The sequence below is a fragment of the Streptomyces sp. NPDC101776 genome (assembly GCF_044766845.1).
Lineage (GTDB): Bacteria > Actinomycetota > Actinomycetes > Streptomycetales > Streptomycetaceae > Streptomyces.
On sequence record NZ_JBIWMV010000013.1, the window covers coordinates 221,661 to 247,564 of the forward strand.

Sequence of the window (25,904 nt, forward strand, 5' to 3'; positions counted from 1 at the left end):
CGGGCTCTCGGACCGGCGGTGTCTCAGGCCAGCAGGCTGCGGCCCAGCCAGTCCGACGTGTCCCGCACACCGGGCAGCGCGAAGAAGTAGCCGCCGCCGTACGGCGATATGTAGTCGACCAGCGGTTCACCGGCCAGCCGCTCCTGCACTTTCGCGAACTGCCGTGCCAGGTCCTGCTGGTAGCAGCAGAACAGCAGCCCCATGTCGAGGTTGCCGTTGGTGTCCGTGCCCCGGTCGTAGTTGTAGCCCCGGCGCAGGATGCGCTGGTCCGCGCTCTGCGTGGTGCGCGGGTTGGCGAGCCGGATGTGGCTGTCGAGCGGGATCACATCGCCCTGCGGGTCCTGCGCGAAGTTCGGCGTGTCCTTCTCGTGGTGCCCGTCCAGCGGGGCGCCGGTGTCCCGGGCGCGGCCGAACATGCGCTCCTGCTCGGTGATGGACACGCGGTCCCAGAACTCCACCAACATCCGTATCAGGCGTACGACTTGATAGCTGCCGCCGGTCGCCCAGTCCGGTTCGCCACTGCTACCGCCCACCCACACGAGGTCGTTCATCGCGCGGGCGTCGGTCACCTCCGGGTTGGCGATGCCGTCCTTGAAGCCGAGGTGGTTGCGCGGGGTGCCCGAGGGGCGCGGCGGACTGATGAACCCGTCCGTCCGCCAACGGACTTGGAGGCCCGCGCGCGTGTGCCTGGTGACATCGCGCAGGGCGTGCAGCACGGTGTCCGCGCTGTCGGCGCAGAACTGCACGCTCACATCGCCGTCACACCAGGCGGCGTCGAGATCGTCGTCGGGGAAGGCGGGCATCGCGGTCAGCCGGCGCGGCGCGAGCTTGGCCAGCCCGTAGCGGTCGTCGAAGAGCGAGGCCCCGACGCCGACGGTGACGCTCAGCCGGTCGGCCGGGAGGTCCGGGCCGAGTGTGCCCGAGTCGGCGGGCGGGGCGGTGATTCCCAGGTCCGCCGGGCTGCCGCCGGTGGTGAGGAAACGGGCCCGCTCGGTCAACGTCCGCAGTACGTCGGTCAGTTCGGCCCGGTTCTCGGCGGTGGTGTCGAAGGACACGAACGCCGTGGCGCGCTGCGCGGGGGTGATGATCCCGGCCTGATGGAGGCCATGGAAGGGCACGCGCGCACTGGTCTCCGCGACGGCCGACGCCGTACCCCGGTCTGCCGCCACCAGACCGGCACCGGCCACGGCCGCCGCACTCGCCAGGAAGCCCCGGCGGTCCACCTCGTGTCCGTGCTTCACGCGGTCCTCCGTACGTCCGTCAGGGCGGCCACGTCGGCCAGCCGCTCGACCAGTCCACCGAGGTCGGCGTCGACCTTCTCCCGCTGCGGACGGGTGAGTTGGGCCAAGGGCGTCCACTTCCCGGAGTGGTCGAGGCCGTCCAGGGTGTGCTGTGCCCGGTCCGTCCAGGTGCCGAGTTCGGCGAAGCCCGCGTCCCGGGTCTTCAGCAGTGGGCGCAGATAGCCGAGCAGTACGCGGGTGCCGTCCAGGTTGGCGCGGGCGGTGGCCAGGTTGGTGCCGCTGCCGTAGTCGGTACGGCCGGTCAGCTCGAACTGCACGGTGTTCTCCAGGATCTCGTGCGCCCGCAGACCGGTGTCGGCCGGATCCATCCGCTGCGAGGGCCAACTGCTCTCCAACGCGTGGACGTCCTTGGCGAGTTGATCGGCGGGCCTGCGTAGCCCGCTCGCCGACTCGCCGTGCCACAACCCGTACTCGACCCGGTGGAACCCGGTGAACCCGGCGTCGCGCACCCCGCCCGCGAGCCCGGCCGTGGTGCCGTTGATCGCCCCGTCCGAGTCGCCGAACGTGCCGTAGGCGGCGCCCATCCGCTCGTAGACGAGATGCGCGGGCAGCCACGCCCTGCGGGCGGCGGCGAGGTCACCGCGGTCCACGGCGGCACGCAACACGTCGGTCCTCGCGGCCAGTTCGACGGTCCGGGCCTGGATCCACTTCTGGTAGGCGAGCGTCGGCGGGATCAGTTCCTGCTGGGTGATCGGCACGGCGGCCGGTCCGCTCTTCACCTTCGAACCGGTGATCCGCACGGTCGGCCCGGTCACGGCGTCGGCGTCGTCGGGCAGACACTTGAAGGCGTACGAGCCGTTCCCGAGGGTCACCCCGAGCGGCCTGACCGTGCCCGGCGCCAGCCCCTCGACCTCGCCGTAGACCGCGCCCGTCGTCGGATCGGTGAGGTACACCTCGGCCGCCGTGCTGGACGTGTTGTGCAACTCGAAGACCTGGTGCCCCGCCCGCGGATCCGTCCAGCCGCTGCCGCACCCGGAGGTCGCGACCTGGACGGTGGTGTGCGGCAGCCCGTCGGCGGCGACGGCGTCCTTCCCGCCCGAGCCGGAGCCCCGCGCGGCGAGCACCCCGCCACCGACGGCGGCCACGACGACGAGGGCACCGACGGCGAGCAGCACCGTACGTCGGCGAGGGGCAGCGGGGACGGGGGGAGACGACACCGGACCAGGCTCGGTCTCGGGTTCGGTGTCGGTCTTGCTCTCGGCTTCGGCGCCGCGCGCGGTTCCGGGCACGCCGGGCCTCCAGGGGCAGTCGTACGAAAGGTGGCGGTACCAGCGATCTTATGAGGGCGCCACGGCCTCCACCGGATCCCTTGACCCTGTCCTGACCGGAGGGCGGGCGAGAATTCGCCGGGGGTTCACCCGGGGGCGCGTGAGCGCCATGGTGGGCTGCACGGTGGGCTACGGCTACGGCTACGGCTACGGCTACGGCGCCCGGGGACGCAGCGGCACGACCGCCCCTCGCCCCCGCCCTCGGTCCGAACGGACGACGTCGTCGCTCTCCGGGAACAACCCGGACCCGCCCGGCGCTGCTCCTGATACCTCGCCGGGTACTCAGGGAAGGTCGTGGAGGAGATGAATCGGTCAGGGCAGGAGCCGCTCCCGCCGTCAGGTGAAGCGCCGTTGGTGACCACGTGCGGTCGGCAGGTCGCGGTGAAGCGGCTGTTGCTGGCGATCCCGGAGCGGCCGATCAGCCGGGTCACCCTGGATGTGGGGCCCGTCGTGCGCGGTGGGCCCGGGCTCTGGGCCTCGCTGACCGTGGACGAGGCCCGTGACCTGGCCCGTCGACTGCTCGCGCAGGCCGCCCTGGCCGATACGGCCGGCCTCGCGAAGCTGAACGCGGCGGACAACTAGCCGATTCCGCGGGGGAGTCGGCCGCGGGCACGTGGGCGGAGCCGGGCACAGGCACGTGGGTCCGACTGGACCGACCCTCCTGCGGCTCCCCCTCCCCACCCGGGCGTCAGCGCCTTCGTGGCGAACCCGCCCCTGAGCCAGGCTCACCCTTGACGAGGCCCGTGAACCTGCCCCGTCGCCTTCTCGCACAGGCCGCCCTGGCCGGCACCCGCGCTCCCACGGGTAAGCGGCAGGTGGTGCCGGTGGTCGGACCGACGCACTCGCGCCGGTCCAACCACCTACCCCATCAAGCCCCTTGCGTCAGCACCTTCTCCAACGCGCCCACGGCCGACCGGAGTTCGTCCTCCGTGATGGTCAGCGGCGGGGCCAGTCGGATCGTGGAGCCGTGGGTGTCCTTGGCCAACACGCCCTCGCGCATGAGGCGTTCGCTGATCTCGCGTCCGGTGCCGATCGCCGGGTCGACGTCGACGCCCGCCCAGAGGCCCCGCGCGCGGAAACCGACGACGCCCTTGCCGACCAGTTCGGTGAGGCCGTCCCGGAGTACGGTGCCCAACTCGATCGCCCTGCGCTGGAATTCACCGGTCTCCAGCAGCTCGACGACGGCCGTGCCGACCGCCGCCGCGAGCGGATTCCCGCCGAACGTCGAACCGTGCTCGCCCGGATGCAGTACGCCCAGCACCTCGCGCCGCGCGACCACCGCCGACACCGGCACGATCCCGCCGCCCAGCGCCTTGCCGAGCAGCAGCACGTCCGGGACGACACCCTCGTGCTCCACCGCGAGCGTGCGGCCGGTGCGGCCGAGCCCCGACTGGATCTCGTCCGCGATGAACAAGCAGCCCTTGCGGGTGGTGAGTTCGCGGACACCCGCAAGGTAGCCCGCGTCCGGGATGATCACCCCGGCCTCGCCCTGGATCGGCTCGATCAGCACCGCCGCCGTCGTCTCGTCGACCGCCGCCTCCAGCGCCGCGAGGTCGTTGTACGGCACGATCCGGAAGCCCGGCGTGAAGGGACCGAAGCCCGCCCGCGCCGACTCGTCGGTGGAGAAGCTGACGATCGTCGTCGTACGGCCGTGGAAGTTCTCCGCCGCGACGACGATGGTTGCTCGGTCGGCGGGGACGCCCTTCACGTCGTAGGCCCATTTGCGGGCCACCTTGATGCCGCTCTCGACCGCCTCCGCGCCGGTGTTCATCGGCAGCACCATGTCGAGCCCGGTCAACTCCGCGAGCCGTTCGGCGAATTCGGCCAGCCTGTCGTTGTGGAAGGCGCGCGAGGTGAGCGTCAGCCGGTCGAGCTGGCGGTGGGCCGCCTCGATCAACACCGGGTGGCGATGGCCGAAGTTGAGGGCCGAGTAGCCCGCGAGCATGTCGAGGTAGCGGCGGCCCTCGACATCCTCCACCCAGGCGCCCTCGGCACTGGCGACCACCACGGGCAGCGGGTGGTAGTTGTGCGCGAGGACCGGCTCCTCGGCGCGGATGAGGTCGGCGGACGTACGGGCACTGGCGGGTGCGGTCATGAGCGGATCTCCTGGGTGCAGCACTTGATGCCGCCGCCGGCCTTGTGGAGCTCCGACAGGTCGACGGGGACGGGGACATAGCCGCGTTCGGCGAGGCGCGCGGCCAGTGCCTCGGCCTGGGGCGCGATGAAGACGTGCAGGCCGTCGGAGAGGGAGTTGAGGCCCCACGACATGGCGTCCTCGCGGGTCGCGAGCACCGCGTCCGGGAACAGCCGCGCCAGCACCTCCTGGCTGCCGGGCGAGAACGCCTCCGGGTAGTAGCAGACGGTGTCCTCGTCGAGGACGAACAGGGCCGTGTCCAGGTGGTAGAAGTACGGGTCCACCAGCGTCAGGCTGATCACCGGGACACCGAAGAACTCCTGCACCTCACGATGGGCCTCGCGGGTCGTACGGAACCCGGTGCCGGCCAGCACATAGCGGCCGGTCGGGATCAGGTCGCCCTCGCCCTCGCTGATCGACTCGGGGCGGTGGACGTCGTAGCCCGCCGCCTTGAACCACATGTCGTAGTGGTCGGACTCGGGGCGCCGCTCGGGCGCGTGGAAGAGGGAGCCGAAGACGCGGCCGTCGACGACGACCGCCGAGTTCGCGGCGAAGACCATGTCCGGGAGGCCGGGGGCCGGGGGCACGGTGTCGACGGTGTGGCCGTGGGAGCGGTAGGTGTCGATCAGCGTTCGCCACTGCTCCTGGGCGAGATCGACGTCCACCTGGGTGTCGGGATGCATCCAGGGGTTGATCGCGTACTGCACGGCGAAGTGTCTGGGTTCGCAGACGAGAAAGCGCCGCCGGCGCCGCACACGGGTCTCGGGCACAGAGGGGTTCCTCCGCTTCCTGTGATGACGACTGAGGGTTGACATCACGGTAGGAAACGACAGATACGGGCGACAAGGGATGAACGCTGCGCGTTCGCGCAGGAACGCTGCGTCTTTTCCGGGGTCAGCGCAGGTCTGATGCGTCGTCGGGAGCCGGATGGGTGGCGCCCGCTTCCGGGCTTTCCGGGAGAAGGTGGGACAACACCATCACGCTGATCGTCTTCCGGATGAACGGCTCCTGCCGGATCCGCTCCAGCACTGCCTCGAAGTGCTCCACATCGGTCGCCCGTACGTGCAGCAGCGCGTCGGCGCCCCCGGTAACCGTCATCGCCGCGGTGATCTCCGGGTGGTTGCGCACCACCTCCGCGAGCCGCCTGGGGGGCGCGGCGCCCTCGCAGTACACCTCCACGTACGCCTCCGTGCGCCAGCCGAGCGCGGACGGCTGCACGGTCGCCGTGAACCCGGTGATCACCCCCGTCTCGCGCAGCCGGTCCACGCGCCGCTTCACCGCCGTCGCGGACAGCCCGACCACGGCGCCGATCTCGGCGAAACTGGTCCGCGCGTTCGCCATCAACGCGGTGATGATCTTCCGGTCGAGTTCGTCGAACGGAGTGGTCCTGCTGTTCATGTCGGCACTGTATCCAGCGCGAACGTCCACGCCGGGCACATGTCCAGGCGTACGAATTCCTCCTACACTCCACGTTCATGCTGCGCGCCCTCGCCGTCGACGACGAACGCCCCTCGCTGGAGGAGTTGCTGTACCTGCTCAACGCCGATCCACGCATCGGCAGCGCGGAGGGCGCGGGCGACGCGACCGAGGCGCTGCGCCGTATCAACAGGGCCCTGGAATCGGGCCCGGACGGCCCGGAGGCGATCGATGTCGTGTTCCTCGACATCCAGATGCCGGGCCTCGACGGCCTCGACATGGCACGGCTGCTGACGGGTTTCGCGCAGCCGCCGCTCGTCGTGTTCGTCACCGCGCACGAGGACTTCGCCGTACAGGCCTTCGATCTCAAGGCAGTTGACTACGTCCTCAAGCCCGTCCGCAAGGAGCGGCTCGCGGAGGCCGTACGCCGGGTCGTCGAACTCGGCGGCGCCGCACCGCGGATACCCGTGCACGAACCCGACCCCGACCACATCGCCGTCGAACTCGGCGGTGTCACCCGCTTCGTGGCCGTCGACGACATCACCCACGTCGAGGCCCAGGGCGACTACGCCCGCCTCCACACCGACAAGGGCAGCCACCTCGTCCGCATCCCGGTCTCCACCCTCGAAGACCGCTGGCGCTCGCGCGGCTTCGTCCGCATCCACCGCCGCCACCTCGTCGCCCTGCGCCACATAGGCGAACTCCGCCTGGACGCGGGCACGGTGAGCGTTCTCGTGGGCGGCGAGGAACTCCAGGTCAGCCGCCGCCACACCCGCGAACTGCGCGACCTGCTGATGCGGAGGTCCTGACGGTGCCCCAAGAACCGAGCGAACGCCGGGTAGTTGTCACCGGCCCGCCCCGCCGCACCCGACGCGCCTCCGGCTACTCCCGCCCGCGCACCGAGATCGACGAGCAGACCACCCTCGGCCACACCTACGTCCGCTCCCTCATGCGCACCCAACTCCGCGCCGCCCTCCTGGTGTTCGCGGTCCTCGTCCTCCTGGTCGGCCCCCTGCCCCTGGTCTTCGCGGCGACCCCCGACTCCCACCGCCTCGAATGGCTGGTCCTCGGCTTCTGCCTCTACGCCCCGCTCGTCCTCCTCGCCCTCTGGTACGTGCGCCGCGCCGAACGCAACGAACGCGACTTCGTCCGCCTCGTCGAGGACCGATGAACGAGGGTCGGTGAACGGGGACCGATGAACTCCAGCTACGCCGTACCGGCGGTCGCCCTCGTCGTCGTGGCGACGGTCCTCGTCGGCGCGTTCGGCCTGCGCATATCCCGCACCACCTCCGACTTCTACGTCGCCTCCCGCACGGTCGGCCCCCGCCTCAACGCGGCGGCCATCAGCGGCGAGTACCTCTCCGCCGCCTCCTTCCTCGGCATCGCGGGACTGGTCCTGGTCCAGGGCCCCGACATGCTCTGGTACCCGGTCGGCTACACCGCCGGATACCTGGTCCTGCTGCTGTTCGTCGCCGCCCCGCTGCGCCGCTCCGGCGCCTACACCCTCCCCGACTTCGCCGAGGCCCGGCTCGCCTCGCACGGCGTACGACGCCTCGCCGGGGCCTTCGTCGTGGGAGTCGGCTGGCTCTACCTCCTGCCCCAACTTCAGGGCGCGGGACTGACGTTGACCGTCCTCACCGGGGCGCCCGACTCGCTCGGCGGCCTGATCGTGGCGGTCGTGGTGGTCGCCACGGTCGCGGCCGGCGGCATGCGCAGCATCACCTTCGTGCAGGCCTTCCAGTACTGGCTCAAGCTCACCGCGCTGCTCGTCCCCGCCCTCTTCCTGGTCCTCGCCTGGCAGAGCGACGGAGCACCCCGGCACGCCTTCGGGGAACCGGCAACCTTCCGCGAACAGCGGGTGGTTCGGGTCGACGAGACGCTCGACCTCAGGCTCGACGACCCTCTCACCGTCACGGTGACCGGCAAGGTCGACGGCCGCGCACATGACGCGACGAGGCTCCAACTCCCCGCCGGCACCCACCACATCGAGCGCGGCACCCGCCTCACCTTCGCCAAGGGCGCCACCGTCCCCGTCGCCGACCGCGGCACCAACGGCGGCATGTCGACCTCCCTGGCCGCGAGCCGCGAGGAACGCCCGCTGTACGCGACGTACGGCCTCATCCTCGCCACCTTCCTCGGCACGATGGGCCTCCCGCACGTCGTCGTCCGCTTCTACACCAGTCCGCACGGCGTCGCCGCCCGCCGCACCACGGTCGCCGTACTCGGCCTGATCGGCGCCTTCTACCTCCTCCCGCCCCTCTACGGCGCCCTCGGCCGCCTGTACACCCCCGAACTCACCCTCACCGGCGACGCCGACGCGGCCGTCCTGCTGCTGCCCGACCGCATGATCGGCGGTGTCGGCGGCGATCTGCTCGGCGCGCTGGTCGCGGGCGGCGCCTTCGCCGCGTTCCTGTCCACCGCCTCGGGGCTGACCATGGCCGTCGCGGGAGTCCTCACCCAGGACGTCCTCCCGTCGCGCGGAGTACGGCACTTCAGACTCGGCACGGTCCTCGCCATGGCCGTCCCGCTGGTGGCGAGCGTCCTGGTCGGCGGACTGCCCGTCGCCGACGCCGTGGGCCTCGCGTTCGCCGTATCGGCCTCCTCCTTCTGCCCGTTGCTGGTCCTCGGCATCTGGTGGACCCGGCTCACCCCGCCCGGCGCGGCGGCCGGGATGCTGGTCGGCGGCGGCTCGGCGTTCGTCGCGGTGGCCGCGACCATGGCCGGCTTCCCCGGCACCGGCCCGCTGCACGCCCTGCTCGCCTGGCCGGCGCTCTGGTCGGTACCGCTGGGCTTCCTCACCATGGTGCTGGTGTCCCTGGCCACCCCGGGCCGGGTGCCGACGGGCACGGCGGCGATCCTGGCGAGGTTCCATCTGCCGGAGGAACTGCGCGCGGAGGTGAAGGCATGACGACACCCACGGAAGGTCCCGCCACCACCGTGAGCGGATCACCCAACTCCCTTACGGAGGCGGCCGCATGAGCGGATTCCTGGCCGGCCTCTGTGTCGCCGTACTTCCGCTGCTGGCCGCCGGGTTCTGGCTCGGCCGACGCACGGCACGCCCCGAGAGCCTCGGCGGACTCGGCACCCCCGTCGAGCACGCCACCTTCCAGACCCTGCACACCGCCTCCCTCGCCGCGCCCCCGCTGCGCGCCGGCCTCACCGGGGAGACGGCCCGCCGCTCGGCCCGGAGACTGCGCACGCTGCTCGGCACCGACGCGCTCTGTCTGACCGACCAGACGCAGGTCCTCGCCTGGGACGGCGTCGGCGACCATCACCGGGCCGAGATCATGGAACGGCTCGCGGGTCCCCTGGAGACCGGCCGCGGTGAGGCGTTCCGGCTCAACTGCGCCGCCCCCGACTGCCCGTTGCGCTGGGCGGTGGTCGCCCCGCTCACCGTCGACGACCGGGTCCACGGCGCGCTGGTCGCCTGCGCGCCACGCGAGTCCGCCGTGCTCGTCCGGGCCGCCGGAGAGGTCGCCCGCTGGGTCTCCGTCCAACTGGAGTTGGCGGATCTGGACCAGTCCCGCACCCGGCTGATCGAGGCCGAGATCAAGGCACTTCGGGCCCAGATCTCCCCGCACTTCATCTTCAACTCGCTCGCGGTGATCGCCTCGTTCGTCCGCACCGACCCCGAGCGCGCCCGCGAACTGCTTCTAGAATTCGCCGACTTCACCCGCTACTCGTTCCGCAGGCACGGCGACTTCACCACCCTCGCCGACGAACTCCACGCCATCGACCACTACTTGGCGCTAGTCCGGGCCCGCTTCGGCGAACGCCTCTCCGTCACCCTCCAGATCGCCCCCGAGGTACTCCCGGTCGCGCTCCCGTTCCTCTGTCTCCAGCCGCTGGTCGAGAACGCCGTAAAACACGGCCTGGAGGGCAAGGCCGACAAGAGCCGCATCAGCATCACCGCGCAGGACGCGGGCGCCGAGGCACTCGTCGTCATCGAGGACGACGGCACCGGCATGGACCCCGACCTGCTGCGCCGCATCCTGGCGGGCGAGGTCAGCCCCTCGGGCGGCATCGGCCTGTCCAACGTCGACGACCGGCTCCGCCAGGTCTACGGCGACGACTACGGCCTCGTCATCGAGACCGCCGTAGGAGCGGGCATGAAGATCACCGCCCGGCTGCCGAAGTACCAGCCGGGCGTGCACTCGGCCAGTCGGCGGAGCGCCGAGTGACGAGCGTCAGGTGCTGCGCGTGGCCACCATCCCCAGGGTGATCAGCCCGAGCACGACCCAGCCGAACCACAGCCAGCCGTTACTCCCGAGCGCCACCGTGTAGGCCGTCACCACCACGAGTCCGCCGACGGTGATCACCCCCATGGTCTTCGTGGAACCGGGCATCGCAACACCCTCCTCATGGTTCGGTCCCCTCCATGGTGCCCCCGTTCTGCCTCCGAACGGCGCAGACGACGAAATGTGTGCCCGACTTCCACGGTCCCTGGCTGGTCCAGGAGGCGGCCTCGTAGACTGCCGGATCGAAGCCGTGGTCGGCCGGCGGGACGTCCCGGGCACAGGCCGCGTCCGATTGCGTACGGGCCTGGGCCAGCGTGACGTCCGCGCCCAACCGGGTGAACCCGACCACCACCTGATCATGCTTCCCGGCGCAGGAGACCAGGCTCGCGGCCCGGTCCGAGGGCACGTCCAGACAGTCCCGCTTCTGCATGGTCGACGTGTCCGCGAACGCCGACCCGAGCGCGCGCCGGCTGCCGAGCGGCCCGTAGACCGGCCCGTGCGCGCCCAGCACCAGACACGCGGTGCGATGCCCGGCGGCCGCGAAACCCGCGTCGGTCGGTACGACCGCGAGGCTCCGCACGTCCGCCAGCTTTCCCCGCGCCGCCCGTGTCCGCTCCGCACACCGCTCCGCCCCCGCCTTGCGCGCCTCGCCCGCCGACGCGGTGGACACGGACGCCATCACCTGCCCGTCGGGCACCGCGTCCCGACAGGTGGGGTCGACGGCAAGCCGTGGCGTCCCCTGGAAGAGCTTCCCGCCGGGCCAGTCGGCGGTGACACAGTCGCCGTCCTTGAGCGGCGCGGAGAGCCCGATGGCGGTGCCGTACGGCGGGCCGCTCGGGCCGGTGCTCGTACCCGTGCCCTCGTTCTGGTCGGGTGGCTGGTGGGCCATGGCGTACCAGACGCCGCCCAGCGCGAGGGCGAGCCCGAGCCCGCACGCGAGGGCGGACCGCAGGAGACGGGAGCGGGGGCGGCGGCGCCGACCGGTGGGGGAGTAGGAGGCAGGCGGCCCCGCGGGGAACGGTGCCGGAGTCGCCACCGGCTCCGGCCGGCCCTCCCACGGCGACGGCGAGCCGAGGTCGGTCTGGGTCCGGGCGTAGGCACCCGCTCCCGCCTCCGTCTGCGGCGTCACGATCCGCGCCAGCGCCGCCTCCGCCTCCGCCGCCGAGATCCGCCGTAGCGGATCCTTCTCCAGCATCGCGTGGAGCAGCGGTGCCAGGGCGCCCGCGTGGACCGGGGGCAGTGGGTCCTCCATGACCACCGCGGTGATCTCCGCGAGCGGTGACTCGCGGACGAAGGGGCCGTGGCCCTCGACGGCGTGGTAAAGCGTGCAGCCCAGCGAGAAGAGGTCGGCCGCCGGGGTCGGCGGCCCGCCCGTGGCCCGTTCCGGCGCCAGATACCCGGCCGTACCGACGAGCACGGACGTCAGCGTGTACCGCGTCTCCCCGGCGTCCGGCTGCACCGAGATGCCGTAGTCGGTGAGCAGGACACGGGCGTACGGCGAGCCGGTGCGGTCCGGCGCGAGCAGGATGTTCGCCGGTTTCACGTCCCGGTGCATCACGCCCCGCTGGTGCCCGGCGGTCAGCGCGTCGAGGACGGCGAGCCCGACGCGGGCGCACTCCGCCGGGGCCTGCGAGCCGTGCCGGCCGACCAGGTCGCGCAGGTCCACGGCGTCCGCCACGTACTCCATGACGATCCACGGCAGCCCCTCGTGCTCCAGCACGTCATGGACGGTCACCACATGGGGATGACCGCGCAGCCCGGCCGCGTTCCGCGCCTCGGCCCGGGCCCGCGCGACCCGGGCCTCGCGTTCGGCGTCGGCGTAGGCCGGGTTGCTGAACACGATCTCCTTGAGCGCGACTTCACAGGCCAGCCGCTGGTCATGTGCGAGCCACACATGTCCCATACCGCCACTGCCCAGCCGGTTCAGCAGGAGATAGCGGCCGGCGATGACCCGGCCCACTCCTGAGGTCGGCGATCCCTGTGACATCCGGAGTCCTCCTTCCGGGTCCGCGTCAGGTCTCGGTCGTGGTGGTCGTCGTGGGTGTGGTGGTCGTGACGGTGGCGGTGACGGCCGCGCTGCTGGTCACGGGAGCACTCGTCACCGGGGCGCTGCTGGTGACCGGCGCGCTCGTCGAGGGCGAGTCGGTCACCAGCGCGGGCGAACCGGTCGTGGGCGAACCGCTGGACGGTGAACTGCTCGACGGGGGCGGCTTGCTCGCGGGCGAGGACGGTGGCGGTGAGGAAGAAGGGGGCGGTTCCGACGTGGACGTCGAGGGCGGTGCCGTGGACGTCGGCGGGCTCAGAGTCGGTCCGGAGGTCGTCGGAGCCGGGGGAGTGGACGTCGCCCCACCACTCGTTCCACCGGACACGCTCAGCAGCACGTACTCCCCGAACCGCAGCTCGGTTCCGGCGGGCGGATCGGAGGCGATGACCCGAGCGTCGTCTGACGGCGCCGCGCTCCCGCCGTACCCGACGGCCAGACCACTGCTCACCAGCCGCTGCCGCGCCTCCGCGAACGTCGTCCCGGCGAGGTTCGGCACCGCGTGCCGCTGCCGGGTGTCGAAGACGGTGTCACGCTTGCCCGTCGTACCGACCGGACGCTCGATACCGCGGTCGGGGTCGCCGATGTCGACGAGGGCGAGCCGGTCCATCTTCTGCGCCGCCGGACGCACGGTCACGACCGAGGATGCCTGATATCCGCCCCACTTCTTGTTGCCGTCCGCGAACTTGACGGAAATCCGGTCCGCGTCGCCCTTGAAGGGGCGCAGTGGATTTCCGCACGAGCACTTCGCGGCGGGTTCCCCCTGCTCGTCGACGAGAATCGCGATTCCCGCCTGGAGAAGGGAGTTGTAGGGCGTGGCCTTTCCTTTCCTGTAGTCGTGGTTCTGTACGAGAGTGTCGTGACGCAGGAGTACGGGTGTGAGCCGGTCCAGATAGGCCGGTATCCCGTCCGTGGTGATGTCCAGCACGCTCGACCACGCGACCGCCTTCTGGTGGTTCGCGGGATCGGTCAGAAACCTCTTGAGCCTCGCCACGTCACAGACGGTCGGCTTCTTGGTGCCCCCGTACAGACCGGGTGTGTCCCCTTGCTGCAAGGTGCCCCGCACCGGCAGCGAACGCGCCTGGGTGTCGTGGCCCAGTCCCTGTTTCTCGTCGAAGAAAGGCGCGAGCGACGGAACTCCGGCGGCGACCGCCTTCACGGCGAACGTATGTGCGCCCCCGTGGCATCCACTCAGTCCACTCACGGCCAGGACGCAGACGAGCGGTACGGCGATCCTGCGGATCACCGAAATTCCGTTCCTTTGCACAATCGCGCGAAATGTCATTACCGCTCCCCCCGGTGGCGGTTCCCCCATCGCGCTTTATGCTACTGAACGAAATTGCCGTTCAGTTACCGCATGTGTTCAATTGCCTCGTGCGTTCAATGAGGCCAAATAGGCGTTGTACGCCTGGAGTTCCTTGTCGCCGTCCCGGTCGGCGGCCCGGTCCTGCCGCTTGGCCTGGCGCTGCTCCGAGCTGTACCACTGGAACAGCAGGGCGATCAGCACCAGCACGGACGGGACCTCGCTGAACGCCCAGGCGATACCGCCGGCCGCGTTCTGATCGGAGAGCGCGTCGATGCCGAGCGAGGCGGGCGGGTTCTTGAACGTCTCGACCATCGGCTCCGACGCCATCATCAACGCGATGCCGAAGAACGCGTGGAACGGCATCCCGGCGAACAGCTCCAGCATCCGCATCAGATAGCCCGGCCGGCTGGGCCCCGGGTCCACGCCCATGATCGGCCAGAAGAACACCACGCCCACCGCGAGGAAGTGCACCATCATCGCGATGTGCCCGGTCTTCGACCCCATCAGGAAGTCGAAGATCGGCGTGAAGTACAGCGCGTAGAGGCTCGCGATGAACAGCGGGATCGTGAACGCGGGATGCGTGATGATCTTCATGTACCGGCTGTGCAGGAACATCAACAGCAACTCGCGGGGCCCTTTTTTGCCCCTCGCCGCCGGAGGCAGCGCGCGCAACGCGAGGGTGATCGGGGCGCCGAGCAGCAGCAGGATCGGCGTCAGCATGCTGATGACCATGTGCTGCACCATGTGCACGCTGAACATGACCATGCCGTAGTCGTTGAGCTTGGTGCACATCACCAGCCCGATGGTCAGCACACCGATGACGTACGAGATCGTCCGCCCCACCGGCCACGAGTCCCCCCGCCGCCGCAACCGCACGACCCCCCAGCCGTACAGCCCGAGCCCCAGCAGGCAGGCGATGAGGAAGAACGGGTCGGCCGACCACTCAAGCCCCCGCCCGATCGTGAACGGCGGCAGATCCATCGTCATGCCGTGCCCGCCGTGATCCATCGGACGGCTCCTGATTCGTGGGGGTGTGCGCTGTCTGTCCCCACCAGACTAGAACTGTCCCCAGCCGAGCTCATGACCGGGGCCAGCGTGACCCGCCTAGGGGCGCGGGGCTGTGACATTTGCGGCTCCGCCGCGTGGGCGCGACCAGCCCCCACGCACCCGCACCCGACGAATCACCTAAAAGACGCTCACAGCACGCACTCAGCCTCTTCATACCGATCAGCGGGAACGGTCTTCAGAGTCTCGACCGCATCAGCCAACGGCACCATCAAGATGTCCGTCCCCTGGAGCGCCGTCATCTTCCCGAACTCCCCCCGATGCGCGGCCTCCACCGCATGCCACCCAAACCGGGTAGCCAGCACGCGGTCATAGGCGGTCGGAGTACCACCCCGCTGCACATGCCCAAGGATCACCGGCCGCGCTTCCTTGCCGAGCCGTTCCTCCAGCTCGATGGACAGCTGCCGCGCGATCCCCGCGAAGCGCTCATGGCCGTAGACGTCCTTCTTGCCCTCGTCGAAGTCCATGGACCCCGCCCGCGGCTTCGCACCCTCCGCGGCGACGACGATCGCGAACCGCTTGCCCGCCTCGAAGCGTTCGCCGACACGCGCGGCCAACTCCTCGATGTCGAAGGGGCGTTCAGGTACGACGATGGCGTGTGCGCCGGCCGCCATGCCGGAGTGCAGCGCGATCCAGCCGGTGTGGCGGCCCATGACCTCCACGACGAGGACGCGCTGGTGGGACTCGGCGGTGGTCTTGAGCCGGTCGAGCGCCTCGGTCGCGACACCGACCGCGGTGTCGAAGCCGAAGGTGACGTCCGTGACCGCGATGTCGTTGTCGATGGTCTTGGGGACGCCGACGATCGGGAGACCGGCGTCGTACATCAGCTTGGCCGCCTTGAGCGTGCCCTCGCCGCCGATCGGGATGATCGCGTCGAGGCCGAGCTCCTCGACATGACCCCGGGCCCGCTCCACGCCGTCCCGCAGGTGGGAGGGCTGGACGCGGGAGGAACCGAGGATGGTGCCGCCGCGAGCGAGGATGCCGCTCACCGCGTCGAGGTCGAGTTTGAGGTAGTCGCACTCCAGGAGGCCTTTCCAGCCGTCCCGGAAGCCGATGACCTCGTCGCCGTGGTCGACGACGGCGCGGTGCACGACGGACCGGATGACGGCGTTCAGGCCGGGGCAGTCGCCGCCGGACGTGAGGACACCAATGCGCATAGCCCGAAAGAACCTTCTCGACGTGGACCGGGACCGGACCACGCTGTCCGGTATGAACCCCGCCACCCTAGCGGCAGAAGGGGGCGGGGTCCCAGCGTGCGTCCGCCTGCTGGACGACCCCGCTCACCTGCGCGGACGGGCCGTCAGACGGGCTGGTTTCCGGTATCCGAAGAGAAGATGTACACCCGTCTCCGGACCCGGTTCAGGCAGGTTGCTGAGCTGCGGTGATGCGCTCGTTGCGGAGCGCCTCGTACCAGCGGTCGTCGATCGGCGGCAGCGCGTTCACATCGAGGGCCAGCTTGAGCAGCAGGTCCGCGATCAGCGGGTTGCGGGCGAGCACGGGCCCGTGCATGTACGTGCCGAACACCGTGTCGTTGTACGCGCCCTCGGTGCCGTCGCCCGTGCCGTTGCCCTTGCCGAGGCGGACCTGGGCGAAGGGGCGGGCGGTGGGGCCGAGGTGGGTGACGCCCTGGTGGTTCTCGAAGCCGGTCAGCTGGGGCAGGCCCAGGCGCGCGTCGATGTCGCCGAGGACATCGCCGACGCACCGCTCGCCCTCGCCGCGGGTCGACACCACGTCGAGCAGACCGAGGCCGGGCTCGCGCTGGCCGAGGTCGTTGATGAACTCGTGGCCGAGGATCTGGTAGCCGGCGCACACCGAGAAGACGATCGCGCCGTTGCCGACCGCCCGGTGCAGGCCGCCGTCACGGCGCAGCCGCTCGGCCGCGAGCCGCTGCGGACGGTCCTCGCCGCCGCCGATCAGATAGATGTCGCCCGAGGTCGGGATGGGCTGGTCGCTGCGCACGTCCAGCCGGGCCACGTCGAGGCCGCGCTGCCGTGCCCGGCGTTCCACGACAAGGGCGTTGCCCTGGTCGCCGTAGGTGCTCAGCAGGTCCGGGTAGATCCACACCAGACGCAGCTGGTTGTCGCTCATGGTCAATTCGTCCTCTGAGTGTCAGTTGCCGACGCGGCGGCGCAGATCCTGGAACGCGGTGTAGTTCGCGATGACCTCGATACGGCCGGGCGGCGCCAGCTGCACGGCCTGGTCGAGGTTGTCGCAGACCTGGAAGTGCTGGCCCGCGACCTCGAGGCGGACCGCGAGGTCCAGCTTGCGGTCGCCCACGACGAAGATGGGGTGGCCGGTCAGTCGCGTGTAGTCGACGTCCCAGAGCCACGAGGTGTCGGTGCCGTCGGCGCCGCGCGCGTTCACCGAGAGGATCACCGGGGTCGGCGGCGGATCGATCAGGCTGAACGTCTCGAGCCAGCCCGCCGGGTTCTTCGCCAGCAGCAGGCGCAGGTCGCGCTGCATGAACTGGACGACGTCGTAGCGCCCGGCGACGGCCTGCACCCGGTACATGCGCTCCAGGGCGACCTGCGGCGGCACCCCGAAGACGGCGGCGACGGCGGCGGAGGACGCGGCGTTGGCCTTGTTGGCGCGACCGGGCAACTGGAGGTGGATGGGCCAGGCGGAACCGTGCGGATCGAGCACGTGGTCCCCGGACAGCGTCCAACTCGGCGTCGGGCGGCGGAAGCCGCACTCGCCGCAGAACCAGTCGTCACCGGGACGCTGCATCACGCCACCGCACGACGGGCAGGACCAGGCGTCGTCCTTCCACATCTGCCCGGCGGCGACCCAGATCACGTTGGGGGAGGAGGAGGCGGCCCACACGACCAGCGGGTCGTCCGCGTTGGCGACGACGACGGCCTTCGAACCGGCAAGCCCCTCACGCCAGTTCTCCGCGAGCATGCGGGTCTCGGCCGCGCGGTCCAACTGGTCGCGGGAGAGGTTGAGCAGCGCGATGCACTTGGGGTCGGTGTCCCGGGCGACGCCGGCGAGGTACTTCTCGTCGACCTCGATGACCCCGAACTTGGCGTCCGAGCCGCCGGCCAGCGCCGAGGTGATACCGGCGGGCATGTTGGCACCGAGCGCGTTCGACACGACCGGTCCGGCAGCCCCGAGGGCTTCGGCGATCAGTCGCGTGGTCGTGGTCTTGCCGTTGGTGGCCGAGACCAGGGTCACATCCAGGCTCTGCGCGAGCCGGGCGAGGAGGTCGGGGTCGAGTTTGAGTGCCACTCGGCCGCCGATCACCGATCCGCTGCCCCGCCCCGCGGCACGCGATGCCGCCGCGACCGCCTTGCCCGCCGTCACGGCGAGCTTGGCCCGCGGCGTGAGCGGGTCCGAGTTGCCTGCCATCAGTTCTCGATCCTCCTTGCGTACGCGCCGCGCCTCTGCCTCCGGCAACGTGGTGTGGACCTCAGCCTATCGAGATCCTTATCAGTGCCCGAACCGCGGCACCGCGAACGCCTCGCGGCGGGCGTGCGCCGTAGAGAACCGTACCCTTGCGCCCATGCGATACGGCTCCATCCCGGGCGCCCGCGGGCGAGTCCGTCCCCTCACCCTGCTCGGCGACCCCCTCCTGCATGCCCCGTGCGAGGCCGTCACGAACTTCGGCCCCGAACTCGCCCGTCTCGTAGAGGACTTGTTCGCGACGATGTACGCGGCCCAGGGCGTGGGCCTCGCCGCGAACCAAGTCGGCGAATCCTTGCGGGTGTTCGTCTACGACTGCCCCGACGACGAGGAGACCCGCCACCTCGGCCACGTGGTCAACCCACGGCTGGTCGAGGCGGATGGGCTGGTGATGAGGGGTCCGGAGGGTTGTCTGTCGTTGCCGGGTCTGGAGGCGGGGACGGAGCGCTACGACCACGCGGTCGTCGAGGGTTTCACGGCGACCGGGGACCCGATCACCGTCCACGGCACGGGCTTCTTCGCCCGCTGCTTGCAGCACGAGTGCGACCACGTGGAGGGACGCGTGTACGCGGACCGTGTGACGGGCTGGCGCCACGGCCGCTTGATGAGACAAGCACGCCGAGCTTCTTGGTACAGGTCAGGTGAGATCTTTCAGGGGCGCGAGGAACTGCGCGACCAGCCCCCACCGGACCGGCACCCGAAACACAACCCCTAAAACCCCGGCCCACCAACCTTGTCCCCGGCGGCAGCCAGTCGCCCCCACAACAGGTCGGCAAGACTCCGCACCAACTCGGCCCGGGAGCAAGGCCGTTCCCCCAGCCACCAGTCACCCGCCGCATGCATCATCCCGACAATCCCATGCCCCCACACCCGAGCCAACTGCTGGCTGTTGGGACCGAGATCCACCCGCTCCTCGATGACCTGAGCCAACTCCTCGCCCATCCGCCGAAGCAGCGGCACCGAGTGATTCCCCGTGTCGAACCCCTGGTCGGCGGTCTGCCCACCCACAACGGGATGCATAAGGAACCGATACACCTGAGGCAGCGCCTCGATCGCGGCGAGATAGGTGTCCAGCGTGGCCTCGACCCGCTCCCGACGTTCGGCGGGCGCGTCCAGCGCGGCCCGCAGCGAGGACAGCAGCGCATCCGTGTGCCGCTTGGCGAGAGCCGCGTACAGCCCGCCCTTGTCCCCGAAGTGCCGGTACAGAATCGGCTTCGTAATACCCGCTTCCGCGGCGATCGCGTTCATCGAGGCCTGCGGACCATCACGCAGCACCACTCTGTCCGCGGCCTCCAACAGCTCACGCCGTCGGCGGTCGGCGGACCGCTGCTGATCGGTCCGCTGCGTGGTGCCCATGATTTCTCCCCGCCCGTGCTGAATCGGTGACGCCTGCGCAAACTAACACTCAACGCCCTCAACAGCTCGAACGGGCTGCCGAGCGGTCATCGGGAGTTGACTTTTCCTACCGGTCGGTAACAGACTCTCGTTACCGCAAGTAACATATGCTAGTGCGCCGCTGGAGGAGTCATGGCCGAGTTCACCATGGAACTCAACGACGAACAGAAGGAGGTGCGGGACTGGCTGCACGGCTTCGCCGCCGATGTCATCCGCCCCGCCGCCGCCGAATGGGACGAGCGTGAGGAGACTCCCTGGCCGGTCATCCAGGAGGCCGCGAAGGTCGGCATCTACTCCCTGGACTTCTACGCCCAGCAGTACTTCGACCCCACCGGCCTCGGCATTCCGATGGCCATGGAGGAGCTGTTCTGGGGCGACGCGGGCATAGCTCTCTCCATAGTCGGCACCGGCCTGGCCGCCGTCGGCGTCCTCGCCAACGGCACCGAGGAGCAGATCGGCACCTGGATTCCCCAGATGTACGGCGACGCCAACGACGTCAAGGTCGCCGCCTTCTGCTCCTCCGAGCCCGACGCCGGTTCCGACGTGGCCTCCATGCGCACCCGTGCCGTGTACGACGAGGCCAAGGACGAGTGGGTGCTCAACGGCACCAAGACCTGGGCGACCAACGGTGGTATCGCCAACGTCCACGTCGTCGTCGCGGTCGTCGACGCGGACCTCGGCTCCAAGGGCCACGCCTCCTTCATCGTCCCGTCGGGCACACCGGGCCTGTCCCAGGGACAGAAGTTCAAGAAGCACGGCATCCGCGCCTCGCACACCGCCGAGGTCGTCCTGGAGGACGTGCGCATCCCCGGTTCCTGCCTGCTCGGCGGCAAGGAGAAGCTGGACGAGCGCCTCGCCCGCGCCCGTGAGCGCGCGAAGGCCGGCGGCGGCGAGCGCGTGAAGAACGCCGCGATGGCCACGTTCGAGGCGTCCCGCCCCGCGGTCGGCGCGATGGCGGTGGGCACGGCCCGCGCGGCCTACGAGGTCGCCCTCGACTACGCGATGACGCGCGAGCAGTTCGGCCGCCCGATCATCGACAACCAGGGTGTCGCCTTCCAGCTCGCCGACATGCGTACGTCCATCGACGCGGCGCGGCTGCTCGTGTGGCGCGCCTCCTGGATGGCCGTCAACGGCAAGCAGTTCACGGCGGCCGAGGGGTCGATGTCGAAGCTGTTCGCCAGCGAGACGGCGAAGAAGGTGACCGGGCAGGCGATTCAGATTCTCGGCGGTAATGGCTACACCCGTGAGTATCCGGTGGAGCGGATGCACCGGGATGCGGCGATCTACACGATCTTCGAGGGCACGAGTGAGATTCAGCGGCTGGTGATCGCGCGGACGTTGTCGGGGATGCCGATTCGTTGAGTTTCGGGTGCGGGTTCGGTGGGGCTGAGCGCGCCCACACGGCGGAGCCGCATATCGACACAGCCCCGCGCCCCTAAAACGCAGGCGGTTCTTAGGGGCGCGGGGAACTGCGCGACCAGCGCCCACCGGCAGGTAGACGAACAACTACCGGTGTTTCAAAGGGGTCAGCTGCTCGATGTCATATCGTGCACGCAGCTCCTCGATAGCCGCATGGTCCGGCGGCCCCCCACCCCCGAGAATCTCCAACAACTCCTCGAAATACCGCTCATGATCGGGCGGCGGAGACGCCTGGAAAAACATCTTCGCCGGCGTCTCCGTGGGGTTCGCGAACGCGTGCGGACACCCGGGCGGCACGACGATCACCGTCCCCGGCGTCGCCCGCACCACCCGGCTGCCCGAACTCGCCTCCCACCGCTGCCAGTTGTCCGGCGTCCGGATCCGCGGCTCGAAGGCGAGCACGTCCAGCTCGCCTTCGAGCACGTAGAACAACTCCTCGCTGCGGGTGTGCACATGGGCGCCGACGTCGAACCCCGGCGGCACCACGACCTCGAAGGTGGACGCGGTCCGTGAGTGCGACCCGGTCACCTTGAACGTCACGTGCTGCGCGGGTGTCTGTACGACCCGGCCATGACCGGGCGGTACCAACAACCCCTCCGTCGCCGTCATCGGCGCCTCACCACGTCACGGGCAGTGCCTCGGGCCCGCGGATCAACGCGCCCTTCTTGAACGGCACTTCATCGGCCGGGACCGCGAGCCGCAGCCCCGGCAGCCGGTCCAGCAGGGCGTCCACCAGGAGCTCGGACTCCAGCCTGGCCAGCATGTTGCCGGGACAGAAGTGCGGGCCGAAACCGAAGGACACATGCGGGTTCGGGCTGCGCGAGAAATCGATCTTCTCGGGGTCGGGGAAGACGTCCGGGTCGCGGTTGGCGGCCAGGTACGACACGTACACCGGGTCGCCCGCCCGCATCCGTACCCCGCGGATCTCCACGTCCTCCATGGCGATCCGGGACAGCCCGACCGCGTTGCGGTGCGGGATGTAGCGCAGCAGCTCGTCGATGGCCTGGGGCCTCAACTCCTGCTCCGAGCGCAGCCGTTCGACGAGATCCGGGCGGGTCAGCAGCAGGTAGAACATCTGCCCGCTGTTGTTGGTGACCGCCTCGCCGCCGATCTGCAGCAGCACCGCGAGCCCGACCGCCTCCTCCAGCGTGATCTCCTCCCGGCCCACGGCGGCACCGAGCAGCGAGGCGACGTCCTCACCGTCGCCGCCCTCCCGCAGACCGATGAGATCGCCGAAGTAGGCGCCCATCTCCTCCTTCGCCTGCTCGCTGACCTTGGCGCCGTGCGAGGAGGACAGGATGAGCTGGGTCCAGGTGTGCATGCCGTGCCGGTCGGCGGCCGGTACACCCATCAGCTCGCAGATCACCGCGATCGGGAACGGACTCAGCACGGTCTCGGTGAGATCGGCCGGCGGTCCGTCCCGGAGCAGCTCGTCGACCAACTCGTCGAGCAGCAGCCGGGATTGCTCCCGCACCCGCTCCACCCCGCGCGCCGTGAACGCCGGGGCGACCGAGCGCCGCAGCCGGGTGTGGTCCGGCGGGTCGAGGAAGCCGACCGCGCCGCGGGCCGGGATGAAGTGCGGGGCGAGTCGGGTCACCGGCTGGTCCATCACGGCCTCGCGGCTGAACCGGGGATCGTTGGTGACCATCCGCACGTCGTCGTGCCGGGTGACCAGCCACGCCCAGCCCTCGCCGTTGGGCAGTTTGATCCGGTTGACCGGACCCTCCCGCATCAGCTTGGCGAGGACCGGGTCGAAGTCCACCCCGGTCAGGTCGAGGGCCGGCCAGGGCCGGACCGGGGGCAGGGTCTCGGTGAGCGTCTCTTCAGTCATGCGCTGCTCAAGCCGTCTCTCGGTCGTCGTTGTGCCAGCGGCCCAGGGCCATCTCGGCGGTGATGCCGGGTCCGAACCCGGCGAGCAGTCCGCGCGCCCGGTGTTCGGCGCCGCCTTCGTCGAAGAGCCGGCGCAGCGCGTCCAGCACGACGGCGCTGGCGATGTTGCCGTACTCGGTGAGGGTGGCCCGGCTGAACCGGAACGCGTGCGGGTCGACCTGGAGGAACTTGCTCAGGTCGTCGAGTATTCGGGGCCCGCCCGCGTGGACTATGTAGAAGTCCAGATCGGCCGCGTCCCAGCCGTGCAGTCCCGCGAGGTCCTGGAGCGCCGGGGCGAGCGGCTCCATGGTGGCCGGCACCCGCTTGTCCAGCAGGAAGTGGAACCCGGTGGCCCGGACGTCGTACATGATCCACTCTTCGGTCTTGGGGATCAGGTACGAGCCGTTCCGTTCGAGCTGGATGCCCGTGCCGCCCCGCCCGCGCACCACGGCCGCGGCGATGCCGTCGCCGAACAGCCCGTTGGAGAGCAGGGAGCCGATGCCGAGGTCGGTCGGCTGGTAGCACAGCGAGCAGAACTCGCAGGCGACGATGAGCGCGTTGGCGTCCGGGTACGCCGTGCAGAAGTCGTGCGCCCGGTTGATCGCCGCTCCGCCGGCCGCGCAGCCGAGCTGGGCGATCGGGATCTGGCGGGTGGTGGACTCGAAGGCCATCTCGTTGATCAGCCAGGCCGTGAGCGAGGGCATCATGAAGCCCGTGCACGAGACGTAGATGATCACGTCGATGTCGGTGGTGAGGAGCTCCGCCTCGTCGAGCGCCCGCTGGACGACCGACGGGACCCGGGCCTTCGCCTCGGCCGTGTAGATCCTGTTGCGGTCCTCGAACCCCGGGTGCTTCAGGGTCTCCTCGATGGGCTGCACGATGTGCCGGGTACGCACACCGGTGTTCTCGATCAGCCGGAGGGCCAGCGGCAGGTTGGGGTGGTCCGCGTGACGGGAGCGCGCCAGCTCCAGCGTCTCCTCCATCGTGATCACGTGCTCGGGAACCGACACCGAGGGTTTGCACAAAGTCGCCATGAACCGTCCCTGCTTTCGCCTTCCGGAAGGCCTTCGCCCGCCGGTCAGAAGGTGGTTCACCTCAGAGGGTGGTGCACCCACGATCACCCGGGAGGACGACGATCTCGCGGTGGACTACTCCAATTCAGGGACACGCCAATAAAGACCGGATCAGTGAATCCTGTGAAAGCTGGAGGCAGGGCGACTTCTCGACCAAGACTAGGCGCCACCCCTAAGGGGCGCGGGGAACTGCGCGACAAGCCCCCACCGGCCCGCCACTCAGCGAACTACGAGCCGCCCCCACTGCTGTGCGCAATGCACGCAACGTCAATCCGGTCGGCAAGCTTCGCCAGCTCAATGGTCAAAGCGGCCACCGTGTCCTCGTCCAGTCCCTGTTCCCCGGCCTCGACAAGGTGCAGCCACCGCCCACCCACGGTACGCAAAAGCTTGCTCACATCGGCGGCAGCCACCTGCAAGGTCCCGCGGTCGTCGACGATCAGAGGCAGAGTCACTTCGCGGTTCACACAGGGGATCGTAGCCGCGGAACGCTCACGCTCCGTGCCATACCGTGGTGATGTTGCAGAACTCCCGGATTCCGTGCCCCGACAGCTCCCGCCCGTACCCGGACCGCTTCACCCCGCCGAACGGGAACGCCGGATGCGACGCGGTCATCCCGTTGAAGAACACCCCACCGGCCTCCAGGTCCCGTACGAACCGCTCGACCTCCGCCTCGTCCCGCGTCCACACGTTGGAACTCAGCCCGAACGGCGTGTCGTTGGCGAGGAGGACGGCCTCGTCGAGGTCGGCGACCCGGTACAGCGTGGCGACGGGGCCGAACGCCTCCTCGCGGTGGATGCGCATCTCGCGGGTGAGGTCGGCGAGGACGGTCGGCGGGTAGTACCAGCCGTCCCCGTCGGGCCGCTCACCCCCGCACAGCACGGTCGCGCCGCTCTCCACCGCGTCGTCGACGAGTTCCTCCAGATCGCTACGGCCCGCCTCGCTCGCGAGCGGTCCGACCTCGGTCTCCTCCTCCAGCGGATCACCCACCGTGAGGGCCTTCATGCCCGCCACGAACCGTTCGGCGAACGCGTCGAAGACGTCCGTGTGCACGATGAACCGCTTCGCGGCGATGCACGACTGCCCGTTGTTCTGCACCCGCGCGGTCACCGCGATCCGCGCGGCCCGGTCGATGTCGGCCGACGGCATGACGACGTACGGGTCGCTGCCGCCCAGCTCCAGCACCGTCTTCTTGACCATGTCCCCGGCGACGGACGCGACCGCCCGCCCGGCCGGCTCGCTGCCGGTGAGGGTGGCCGCCTTGACGCGCTCGTCGCGCAGGATCTCCTCGATCGCGCCGGAGCCGACCAGGAGGGTCTGGAAGCACCCCTCGGGGAAGCCCGCGCGGTGGAACAGGTCCTCCAGGTAGAGAGCGGTCTGCGGGACGTTCGACGCGTGCTTGAGCAGGCCGACGTTGCCCGCCATCAGCGCGGGCGCGGCGAAGCGGATCACCTGCCAGAGCGGGAAGTTCCACGGCATCACCGCGAGCACCGGACCGATGGGCCGGTACCGCACCAGGGCCCGTGCGCCACCGGAGTCCTCGACGTCCGTCGCGTCGGGCTCCTCGTCGGCGAGGAGCCCCTCGGCACGGTCGGCGTACCAGCGCATCGACTTCGCGCACTTCGCGGCCTCCGCGCGGGCCTGCTTGACCGGCTTGCCCATCTCGGTGGTCATGATCCGGCCGATGTCCCGCTGGTCCTCGTCGAGCAGATCGGCGGCCCGGTGCATGAGCCGCGCGCGCTCGGCGAAGGCGGACGTCCGGTAGGTGCGGAACGTGGCCTCCGCGAGCTGGAGCCGGCGCTCGATCTCCTCGTCACCCATGGCCTCGTACGTCTTGAGCGTCTCGCCGTTGGCCGGGTTGACCGTCGCGATGGGCATGGCTGACCTCCTGGAGCGGGCTGTGCTTCGACCTTCCCGCGCGGCGCGGGGGACCGCAACGCGTACGAGGTCGGCCGGGCCGAGTGCGCGTACGTGTACGCG

Annotated in this window: 25 protein-coding genes; 7 read left to right on the plus strand and 18 right to left on the minus strand. The window is 70.2% G+C overall.

What is annotated here, in order from left to right:
- Positions 1-23: 23 nt before the first annotated feature.
- Together efeB and ACIRRY_RS33270 are read right to left on the minus strand one after the other, a co-directional pair.
- Complete coding sequence (gene efeB / locus ACIRRY_RS33265) at positions 24-1,241, minus strand: iron uptake transporter deferrochelatase/peroxidase subunit (RefSeq protein WP_403980074.1); 1,218 nt, start codon at positions 1,239-1,241, stop codon at positions 24-26.
- Positions 1,238-2,530, minus strand: a complete 1,293-nt coding sequence (locus tag ACIRRY_RS33270; RefSeq protein ID WP_403980077.1) for an EfeM/EfeO family lipoprotein — start codon at positions 2,528-2,530, stop codon at positions 1,238-1,240. The genes efeB and ACIRRY_RS33270 overlap by 4 nt, the downstream gene beginning before the upstream one ends.
- Before the next feature lie 393 nt (positions 2,531-2,923).
- Here ACIRRY_RS33270 and ACIRRY_RS33275 point away from each other — a divergent pair, with 393 nt between their 5' ends.
- Positions 2,924-3,151 (plus strand): hypothetical protein, encoded by a 228-nt coding sequence (locus ACIRRY_RS33275; RefSeq protein ID WP_403980080.1) that lies wholly within the window; start codon positions 2,924-2,926, stop codon positions 3,149-3,151.
- A 286-nt stretch (positions 3,152-3,437) separates the two neighbouring features.
- Here ACIRRY_RS33275 and rocD read toward each other — a convergent pair whose 3' ends face one another.
- The 3 genes from rocD to ACIRRY_RS33290 all read right to left on the minus strand — a co-directional run bounded on the left by rocD (position 3,438) and on the right by ACIRRY_RS33290 (position 6,101).
- Entirely contained in the window at positions 3,438-4,664 is a 1,227-nt protein-coding gene (gene rocD, locus ACIRRY_RS33280) for an ornithine--oxo-acid transaminase (RefSeq protein ID WP_403980082.1), read from the minus strand.
- Entirely contained in the window at positions 4,661-5,473 is an 813-nt protein-coding gene (ddaH, locus tag ACIRRY_RS33285; RefSeq protein ID WP_403980084.1) for a dimethylargininase, read from the minus strand. The genes rocD and ddaH overlap by 4 nt, the downstream gene beginning before the upstream one ends.
- 124 nt (positions 5,474-5,597) lie before the next feature.
- The gene (locus ACIRRY_RS33290; RefSeq protein ID WP_403980087.1) at positions 5,598-6,101 is read right to left on the minus strand and encodes an Lrp/AsnC family transcriptional regulator; all 504 of its coding nucleotides are present in this window, start codon (positions 6,099-6,101) and stop codon (positions 5,598-5,600) included.
- Positions 6,102-6,178: 77 nt separating this feature from the next.
- On the opposite strand from ACIRRY_RS33290, the gene ACIRRY_RS33295 reads away from it, so the two are divergent.
- From ACIRRY_RS33295 to ACIRRY_RS33310, 4 genes are all read left to right on the plus strand, one after another.
- Positions 6,179-6,928, plus strand: coding sequence for a LytR/AlgR family response regulator transcription factor (locus ACIRRY_RS33295; RefSeq protein ID WP_403980090.1), 750 nt, complete (start codon positions 6,179-6,181; stop codon positions 6,926-6,928).
- 2 nt (positions 6,929-6,930) lie between these two features.
- A complete protein-coding gene (locus ACIRRY_RS33300; protein WP_403980092.1) occupies positions 6,931-7,290 on the plus strand; it encodes a hypothetical protein in 360 nt (119 codons plus the stop codon).
- Positions 7,291-7,314: 24 nt separating this feature from the next.
- The gene (locus tag ACIRRY_RS33305) at positions 7,315-9,027 is read left to right on the plus strand and encodes a cation acetate symporter (RefSeq protein WP_403980095.1); all 1,713 of its coding nucleotides are present in this window, start codon (positions 7,315-7,317) and stop codon (positions 9,025-9,027) included.
- Positions 9,028-9,094: 67 nt separating this feature from the next.
- Positions 9,095-10,300: a histidine kinase gene (locus ACIRRY_RS33310; RefSeq protein ID WP_403980098.1), complete on the plus strand. Its 1,206-nt coding sequence runs from the start codon at positions 9,095-9,097 to the stop codon at positions 10,298-10,300.
- Between the two features lie 6 nt (positions 10,301-10,306).
- Here ACIRRY_RS33310 and ACIRRY_RS33315 read toward each other — a convergent pair whose 3' ends face one another.
- From ACIRRY_RS33315 to ACIRRY_RS33345, 7 genes are all read right to left on the minus strand, one after another.
- Positions 10,307-10,465, minus strand: coding sequence for a hypothetical protein (locus ACIRRY_RS33315; protein ID WP_019070924.1), 159 nt, complete (start codon positions 10,463-10,465; stop codon positions 10,307-10,309).
- Positions 10,466-10,478: 13 nt separating this feature from the next.
- A complete protein-coding gene (locus ACIRRY_RS33320) occupies positions 10,479-12,344 on the minus strand; it encodes a septum formation family protein (RefSeq protein ID WP_403980100.1) in 1,866 nt (621 codons plus the stop codon).
- Positions 12,345-12,369: 25 nt separating this feature from the next.
- The gene (locus tag ACIRRY_RS33325) at positions 12,370-13,644 is read right to left on the minus strand and encodes a DUF6777 domain-containing protein (protein ID WP_403980101.1); all 1,275 of its coding nucleotides are present in this window, start codon (positions 13,642-13,644) and stop codon (positions 12,370-12,372) included.
- A gap of 117 nt (positions 13,645-13,761) precedes the next feature.
- Positions 13,762-14,712, minus strand: coding sequence for a cytochrome c oxidase assembly protein (locus tag ACIRRY_RS33330; RefSeq protein WP_403980103.1), 951 nt, complete (start codon positions 14,710-14,712; stop codon positions 13,762-13,764).
- A gap of 188 nt (positions 14,713-14,900) precedes the next feature.
- Positions 14,901-15,926: a 6-phosphofructokinase gene (locus ACIRRY_RS33335; protein ID WP_359610375.1), complete on the minus strand. Its 1,026-nt coding sequence runs from the start codon at positions 15,924-15,926 to the stop codon at positions 14,901-14,903.
- 202 nt (positions 15,927-16,128) lie between these two features.
- Positions 16,129-16,857, minus strand: a complete 729-nt coding sequence (locus tag ACIRRY_RS33340; RefSeq protein ID WP_033278256.1) for a type 1 glutamine amidotransferase — start codon at positions 16,855-16,857, stop codon at positions 16,129-16,131.
- Positions 16,858-16,878: 21 nt separating this feature from the next.
- A complete protein-coding gene (locus ACIRRY_RS33345; protein ID WP_403980106.1) occupies positions 16,879-18,117 on the minus strand; it encodes a MurT ligase domain-containing protein in 1,239 nt (412 codons plus the stop codon).
- Between the two features lie 154 nt (positions 18,118-18,271).
- Between ACIRRY_RS33345 and def the strand changes: the two genes are divergently transcribed.
- Positions 18,272-18,886 (plus strand): peptide deformylase, encoded by a 615-nt coding sequence (def, locus tag ACIRRY_RS33350; RefSeq protein WP_403980109.1) that lies wholly within the window; start codon positions 18,272-18,274, stop codon positions 18,884-18,886.
- Here def and ACIRRY_RS33355 read toward each other — a convergent pair.
- Positions 18,883-19,527 (minus strand): TetR family transcriptional regulator, encoded by a 645-nt coding sequence (locus tag ACIRRY_RS33355; RefSeq protein ID WP_403980112.1) that lies wholly within the window; start codon positions 19,525-19,527, stop codon positions 18,883-18,885. The genes def and ACIRRY_RS33355 overlap by 4 nt on opposite strands.
- Before the next feature lie 171 nt (positions 19,528-19,698).
- On the opposite strand from ACIRRY_RS33355, the gene ACIRRY_RS33360 reads away from it, so the two are divergent.
- Positions 19,699-20,928, plus strand: a complete 1,230-nt coding sequence (locus tag ACIRRY_RS33360; protein WP_033278259.1) for an acyl-CoA dehydrogenase family protein — start codon at positions 19,699-19,701, stop codon at positions 20,926-20,928.
- A gap of 144 nt (positions 20,929-21,072) precedes the next feature.
- Here the strand turns inward: ACIRRY_RS33360 and ACIRRY_RS33365 are convergent, their stop codons facing one another.
- The 5 genes from ACIRRY_RS33365 to ACIRRY_RS33385 all read right to left on the minus strand — a co-directional run bounded on the left by ACIRRY_RS33365 (position 21,073) and on the right by ACIRRY_RS33385 (position 25,802).
- A complete protein-coding gene (locus ACIRRY_RS33365) occupies positions 21,073-21,594 on the minus strand; it encodes a cupin domain-containing protein (protein WP_403980115.1) in 522 nt (173 codons plus the stop codon).
- 7 nt (positions 21,595-21,601) lie between these two features.
- Entirely contained in the window at positions 21,602-22,816 is a 1,215-nt protein-coding gene (locus ACIRRY_RS33370; RefSeq protein ID WP_403980118.1) for a cytochrome P450, read from the minus strand.
- Positions 22,817-22,823: 7 nt separating this feature from the next.
- The gene (locus ACIRRY_RS33375; RefSeq protein WP_318014896.1) at positions 22,824-23,888 is read right to left on the minus strand and encodes a type III polyketide synthase; all 1,065 of its coding nucleotides are present in this window, start codon (positions 23,886-23,888) and stop codon (positions 22,824-22,826) included.
- 266 nt (positions 23,889-24,154) lie between these two features.
- Positions 24,155-24,391, minus strand: coding sequence for a DUF6213 family protein (locus ACIRRY_RS33380; RefSeq protein WP_403980121.1), 237 nt, complete (start codon positions 24,389-24,391; stop codon positions 24,155-24,157).
- Positions 24,392-24,416: 25 nt separating this feature from the next.
- Positions 24,417-25,802 (minus strand): NADP-dependent succinic semialdehyde dehydrogenase, encoded by a 1,386-nt coding sequence (locus ACIRRY_RS33385; protein ID WP_403980124.1) that lies wholly within the window; start codon positions 25,800-25,802, stop codon positions 24,417-24,419.
- Between the last annotated feature and the right edge of the window lie 102 nt (positions 25,803-25,904).